Origin of the sequence: Micromonospora sp. NPDC000207, assembly GCF_040300925.1 — a bacterium.
In the GTDB taxonomy this organism is placed as follows: domain Bacteria; phylum Actinomycetota; class Actinomycetes; order Mycobacteriales; family Micromonosporaceae; genus Micromonospora.
Map to the genome: position 1 here is coordinate 22,844 of NZ_JBEPEQ010000077.1, position 6,739 is coordinate 29,582.

4 protein-coding genes are annotated in these 6,739 nt (G+C 71.6%); 1 reads left to right on the forward strand and 3 read right to left on the reverse strand.

Annotation, left to right across the window (positions count from 1 at the left end):
• Positions 1-32: 32 nt before the first annotated feature.
• Genes treZ through glgX form a run of 3 tightly spaced genes read right to left on the reverse strand, consistent with a single transcriptional unit; the run spans position 33 to position 6,198 of the window.
• The gene (gene treZ, locus ABT336_RS18940; RefSeq protein WP_350897929.1) at positions 33-1,766 is read right to left on the reverse strand and encodes a malto-oligosyltrehalose trehalohydrolase; all 1,734 of its coding nucleotides are present in this window, start codon (positions 1,764-1,766) and stop codon (positions 33-35) included.
• Positions 1,763-4,081: a malto-oligosyltrehalose synthase gene (gene treY / locus ABT336_RS18945; protein ID WP_350897930.1), complete on the reverse strand. Its 2,319-nt coding sequence runs from the start codon at positions 4,079-4,081 to the stop codon at positions 1,763-1,765. The genes treZ and treY overlap by 4 nt, the downstream gene beginning before the upstream one ends.
• Positions 4,078-6,198, reverse strand: a complete 2,121-nt coding sequence (gene glgX / locus ABT336_RS18950) for a glycogen debranching protein GlgX (protein WP_350897931.1) — start codon at positions 6,196-6,198, stop codon at positions 4,078-4,080. Before glgX ends, treY begins: the two co-directional genes overlap by 4 nt.
• A 320-nt stretch (positions 6,199-6,518) precedes the next feature.
• Here glgX and ABT336_RS18955 point away from each other — a divergent pair.
• Positions 6,519-6,739 (forward strand): glycogen/starch synthase (locus ABT336_RS18955; RefSeq protein ID WP_350897932.1); only part of this gene is annotated, 221 nt, incomplete at its 3' end.

A 6,739-nucleotide genomic window follows, 5' to 3' on the forward strand; every position in this document is an offset into this window, starting at 1 on the left:
CCCGCCGTCGTCGCGGGCGGTGCGTCGACGGGTCAGACCGCGACGACTGCTGCCGTCTCGGCGGGCAGTTGCAGGCCGTCACGCATCACTGTCACCCCGGGACCGGTGGCGAGCAGGACCCGGCGTACGACGTCGGGCACGTTGACCCGCTGCGGCTCGTCGGCGAGGTTCGCCACCACCCAGCACCGGCCCCGCCGTACCAGCAGGAACCTGTCACCCTGCTGGACGTCGACAGCGTGCAGCCACGGGTCCGACAGGTCGGACCGGGACTTGCGCAACGCGATCAGCCGCCGGTGGAAGTCGTACATCTCCCGGTGTTCGGGCTTGTCCAGCTCCGCCCAGTCGAGCCGGGACCGCAGGAAGGTCTGCCGGTCCTGCGGGTCCGGCACGTCCCCCTCCGGCCAGCCGTGCTCGGCGAACTCCCGGCGTCGCCCGGTGGCCACGGCGGTGGCCAGCTCCGGCTCCGGGTGGCTGGTGAAGAACTGCCACGGGGTGGTCGCCGCCCACTCCTCCCCCATGAACAGCATCGGGGTGAACGGCGCGGTGAACAGCAGGGTGGCGCCCACCCTCAGCATCGCCGGGCTGAGGGTCGCCGAGATCCGGTCGCCGGTGGCCCGGTTGCCGATCTGGTCGTGGTTCTGCAGGTACGCCACCAGCCGGTGCCCCGGCGTCCGATGCCTGTCGACCGGGCGGCCGTGGTTGCGGTGACGGAAACCGGACCGGCCCCCGGCGTGGTGGAACCCGGCGGTGAGCACGTCGGCGAGGGTGTCCAGGGAACCGAAGTCGGCGTAGTAGCCCTGCCGCTCCCCGGTGAGCAGGGTGTGCAGGGCGTGGTGGGCGTCGTCGTTCCACTGGGCGTGCAGCCCGAACCCCCCGGCCTCCCGGGGCGTGATCAGCCGGGGGTCGTTGAGGTCGGACTCGGCGATCAGCGACAGGGGGCGACCCAGGTGGGTGGCGAGGGACTCCACCTCGACGGCCAGCTCCTCCATCAGGGGCACCGCCCGGGTGTCCGGCATGGCGTGCACGGCGTCCAGCCGCAGCCCGTCGACGTGGTAGTCGCGCAGCCAGGTCAGGACCGAGTCGACGATGTAGCGGCGGACCTCGTCGGAGTGCGGGCCGTCGAGGTTGACGGTCCGGCCCCAGGTGTTGCTCTGCTCGGTGAGGTACGGCCCGAACATCGGCGCGTACGCCCCGGAGGGCCCGAAGTGGTTGTAGACGACGTCGAGGATCACCCCGATCCCCCGGGCGTGGGCGGCGTCCACCAGCCGCTTCAACCCGTCCGGGCCGCCGTACGCCTCGTGCGGGGCGTACCAGCAGACGCCGTCGTACCCCCAGTTGTACTCGCCGTTGAAGGCGTTGACGGGCAGCAGTTCGATCAGGTCGACCCCCAGGTCGACGAGGTGGTCGAGGCGGGTGACCGCCGCGTCGAAGGTCCCCTCCGGGGTGAAGGTCCCCACGTGCAGCTCGTAGAGGATGCTGCCGGGCAGCTGGCGACCGGTCCAGTCCTGGTCGGACCACTGGTAGGCGGTGTGGTCGTAGACCCGGCTGGGCCCGTGCACCCCGGTCGGCTGCCACCGGGACCGGGGGTCGGGCAGGGCCCGGTCGGAGTCGCCGAGGAGGAAGGCGTAGTCCGTGCCCGGACCGGCCTCCGGGACCTCCGCACGCCACCAGCCGTCCGGTGACCGGGTCATCTCCCGGTCACCGGTGTCGGGCAGCCGGAGTCGGACCCTGTCGGTCTGCGGTGCCCAGACGTTGAACTCGGTCATGCCGTGGCCTCCTCGGACCTGCCGGGAACCAGCAGTGCGACGGGAAAGGTGGCGAGAAGGTCGGTCAGCCGTACCTGCGGGCCACTGTAGACCCGTCCGGTGAACAGGTCCGTCATCTCGTGAACGGGACATGTCAGGAACGTGTCGCCCCACCCGCCGGCGCGGGCCAGGCCCAGCGGCAGCCGGGTGGCCACCGCGACAGCACCCCCGGTGTCGAAGGCCACCGCGTGGGCGGCGGCCGACCCCCGGACCGGCACCGGCCGGTGGTCGGTGAACAGCTCCGGGTGGTCCCGGCGCAGCCGCAACGTCCGGGAGACCACCAGCAGCTTGGCCGCACCGTCGGCGTCGACCGGCGGCACCCAGCCCGCGTCCAGTCGGGCCAGCAGTTCCCGGCGTACGGCGAAGTCGACGGGCCGACGGTTGTCCGGGTCGACGAGGGAGTTCTCCCACAGCTCGGTGCCCTGGTAGGTGTCCGGCACACCGGGCATCGCCAACTGCACAAGCTTCTGCCCCAACGCGTTGGACCAACCGGCCGGGGTGATCTCGGCGGCGAACGCCGTCACCTCGGCGTGCAGCGCCGGATCGTCGTACATCAGGTCGACGAGGGCGTGCATCGCCGCTTCGAAACCGGTGTCGGGTTCGGCCCAGCTCGTCGCCACCGACGCCTCCCGGGCGGCCTTCTCCGCGTAGGCGTGCAGCCGGTCCCGTTCGATCGGCCAGGCACCGACTGCGGTCTGCCAGAGCAGGTGGGCGAAGGCCGGGTCGGGCAGCGGCGCCCGATCCGTCCAGGCCCCCACCTGCTCGGCCCAGCGTCCGGGCAGCTCGGCGAGGACCGCCAGTCGGGCCCGGACGTCCTCACCGCGTTTGGTGTCGTGGGTGGACAGGGTGGTCATCGCTGTCGGCCACCGGGCCTGCCGGGCGGCGGCGAACCGGTGGAAGTGTGCCGGTGTCGTCCCGAAGTGGGCAGGGCTGCCGCCCACCTCGTTGAGCGCGACGAACCGGCTCCACCGGTAGTAGGCGGTGTCCTCGACGCCCTTGGCCATCACCGCCCCGGTGAGCTGGGGGAAGCGCAGCGCCAGCTCGTCGTCGGGGTCCCGGAGTCGGCGGGTGACCGCGTCCAACGCCCCTGCCAGCTCGGGGCGGCGGCGTCCGGCCTCGGACCGGGCCGAGGCCAGGTGCCGGGCACCCTCGGGCGGGTAGCCCCGGTAGACCGGGAAACAGGCGGCCAGCTCCGCCAGGGCGGCCCGGACCGACTCGGTGTCCACCTCCGGCACCAGGGCGGCGAGGCGGGTCAGCTCGGCGGCGAGCAGCCGGGTGGCCGCCTCCCACTTGGTCCGGTGGGTGAGGCTCTGCCAGGACGTGTGCTCACCGGAGAGTCGGGCGTCCAGGGCGGTGAAGTGCCCCTCCGCGCCGGTGTCGACGAAGATGCCGCAGACCTCGGGGAGGGCGTCGTACCCGGTGGTGCCGTCGACCGGCCAGTCCGGCAGCTCCTCGCCGTACTCGAGGATCTTCTCCACCACGAGCCAGGCGTCCGGCGCGGCGGCCCGCAGCCGGGCCAGGTAGCCGGCCGGGTCGCGCAGCCCGTCGGGGTGGTCGACCCGGATCCCGTCGACCTCACCGGCGGCCACCCAGCGCAGCACCTCGGCGTGGGTGGCGTCGAAGACGGCAGGGTCCTCGACCCGCAGACCGGCCAGGTCCGTGACGGCGAAGAACCGCCTGTGGGTCACCTCGGCGTCCCCGCGCCGCCAGGAGATCAGTTCGTAGTGTTGCCTGTCGTGCACCTGGCGGGGGGTGCCCGCCCCGGTGCCGTCGGCGATCGGGAACCGGTGCTCGTGGTAGCGCAGCTCGCCGTCGACGACGGTGAGGTCGTCGAGGGCGTCCGGGGCGTCGGCGAGGACCGGCAGGCGCAGCCGTCCCCCGCCCCGCTCCCAGTCGATGTCGAACCATCCGGCGTACGCCGAGTCGCGGCCCCGGCGCAGCACGTCCCACCACTGCCTGTTGGCTGCCGGTCGGGCGACCCCCACGTGGTTGGGCACGATGTCCACCACCAGTCCCAGCCCGGCGGCCCGCAACGCCCGGACCAACCGCAGTCGGGCGGGCTCGCCGCCCAGTCGCGAGTCGACGCTGCGGTGGTCGACCACGTCGTAGCCGTGCTCGGATCCGGGGGTGGCGGTCAGCAGTGGTGCGCTGTAGAGGTGGGTGACGCCCAGGTCGGCGAGGTAGTCGACGAGGTCGGCGGTGGCGTCCAGGTCGAAGTCGGGACGGATCTGCACCCGGTAGGTGGTGCCGACCCTCGGCCGGTCGGCGACGCTCACCGGGCCGTCCTCTCCAGGACCACCAGGCAGCGGTCCGCCACGGTGAGGACACCGCCCGCCTCGATCGCCGTCGTCTTCTCCGGATCCGGGTCGGCGGTGTCGATGACCGGTTCCCACCGCTGGCCGAACTCCGCCCCGGGGAGGGTGAAGTCCAGCGGGGCGTCGTGGGCGTTGAAGCAGAGGATCACCGAGGTGTCGGTGTGGCGCTGGCCGTACTGGCCGCGCTCGGGGATGCCGTCGCCGTTGACGAACAGCATCACCGAGCGGCCGAAGTCGTTGCCCCAGTCCTCCCCTGTCATCTCCCGGCCGTCGGGGGTGTACCAGGCCAGGTCGGGCAGGGGTTCCCCGGCGCCCCGGGGGTTGACGGTCTGGCCGCTGAAGAACCGCCGCCGACGGAACACCGGGTGGGCGGCCCGGAAGGCGGTGAGCCGCTGGACGAAGGCCAGCAGGTCGACGTCGACGCCGTCCCAGTCCACCCAGGCCAGCTCGCTGTCCTGGCAGTAGGCGTTGTTGTTGCCGTGCTGGGTACGGCCCAGTTCGTCGCCGTGTCCGATCATCGGCACGCCCTGCGAGAGGATCAGGGTGGCCAGGAAGTTGCGTCGCTGGCGGGCCCGCAGGGCGAGCACCCCGGGGTCGTCGGTCGGCCCCTCCACCCCGCAGTTCCAGGACCGGTTGTGGCTCTCCCCGTCCCGGTTGTCCTCCCCGTTGGCCTCGTTGTGCTTGTCGTTGTACGACACCAGGTCGTTGAGGGTGAACCCGTCGTGGCAGGTGACGAAGTTGATGCTGTGGAAGGGCTTGCGCCCGTCGTCCTGGTACAGGTCGGCCGAGCCGGAGATCCGGGAGGCGAACTCGGGCAGGGTCCCCGGTTCGCCGCGCCAGAAGTCGCGGACCGTGTCGCGGTACTTGCCGTTCCACTCGGTCCACACCGGCGGGAAGTTGCCGACCTGGTATCCGCCGGGGCCGACGTCCCACGGCTCGGCGATCAGCTTGACCCGGCTCACCACCGGGTCCTGCTGGACCACCTCGAAGAAGGTGGAGAGGCGGTCGACCTCGTAGAACTCCCGGGCCAGGGTGGCGGCCAGGTCGAACCGGAAGCCGTCGACGTGCATCTCGGTGACCCAGTACCGCAGGGAGTCCATGATCAGCTGGAGGGAGTGCGGGCTGCGGACGTTGAGGCTGTTGCCGGTCCCGGTGTAGTCGACGAAGTACCGCCGGTCCTCCTCCGAGAGCCGGTAGTAGCTGGCGGTGTCGATGCCCTTGAAGCTCAGCGTCGGACCCAGGTGGTTGCCCTCGGCGGTGTGGTTGTAGACCACGTCGAGGATCACCTCGATGCCTGCGGCGTGCAGGGCCTTGACCATCCCCCGGAACTCCTGCACCTGCTGCCCCAGGCGACCCATCGCCGAGTAGCCGTGGTGCGGGGCGAAGAAGCCGATGGTGTTGTAACCCCAGTAGTTGCGCAGCCCCAGGTCGTCGAGGCGGTGGTCGTGCACGAACTCGTGCACCGGCATCAGCTCGACGGCGGTGATGCCCATCTTGTGGAAGTACTCGATCATTGCGGGGGTGGCGAGGCCGGCGTAGGTGCCGCGCAGCTCCTCCGGGACGTCCGGGTGGCGCATGGTCAGCCCCTTGACGTGGGCCTCGTAGATCACCGAGCGGTGGTACGGGATCCGGGGGGACCTGTCGTTGCCCCAGTCGAAGTACGGGTTCACCACCACCGACTTCGGCACGTACGGCGCGGAGTCGGTGGTGGACATGGTGTCCGGGTCACCCAGCTCGTAGTCGTAGACCGCCGGGTCCCAGGTGACCTCGCCGTCGACCGCCTTGGCGTACGGGTCGAGCAGCAGCTTGTTCGGATTGCACCGGACCCCGGCGGCCGGGTCGTACCGTCCGTGCACCCGGTACCCGTACCGCTGCCCCGGCTCGATCCCGGGGATGTACGCGTGCCAGACGTGGGCGTCGACCTCGCGGAGGGTGACCCGCCGCTCCGCCCCGGTGTCCCACTCGTCGAACAGACACAGCTCGACCGACTCGGCCACCTCCGAGAAGATCGCGAAGTTGGTGCCCATCCCGTCGTAGGTCGCTCCCAGCGGGTAGCGCTCGCCCGGCCAGACCAGCATGTTGCTCCTTCAGGCACGTCTCGAAGCGTCCCGCCTCAGCCGGCGGGGCGCACGCCGCTATTGCCCTGCCACGCTTCCCGCCAATCCACCCGATCGGCCGACTACCGAAACACGCCCTGATGGTGTTGGAGGGGACTCGGAGTGTCCTCCGTCACCTTCGCCCCCCTCAGGATGCGGTATCGCCCCGGATGCCCTTTGCTGTGTCGCGGGGGCGCGTACGCGTTCCCCACCATCGGCCCTCGCGCCACTCTCCCCGCTCTACCTCCTGCCCGTCGGCATCGTCGCCGGGGCATATCTCCCGTGCACGGACGGAGTTTGATGTGACGACCTTGCGGGTCGGCGAGCACCTCGCACACGCCCTCGAACAGGCCTGCCGGCCCCACCCGACCTCCCGTCACCAGGTTCCGCAGCAGCCTGCCGAACCGGGCGGGGCCGGGCGCAGGAGCCGCATCCTGATGCTGTCCTGGGAGTACCCCCCGGTGCTCGTCGGCGGACTCGGCCGCCACGTCCACGCCCTCTCCGTCGCCCTCGCCGCCGCCGG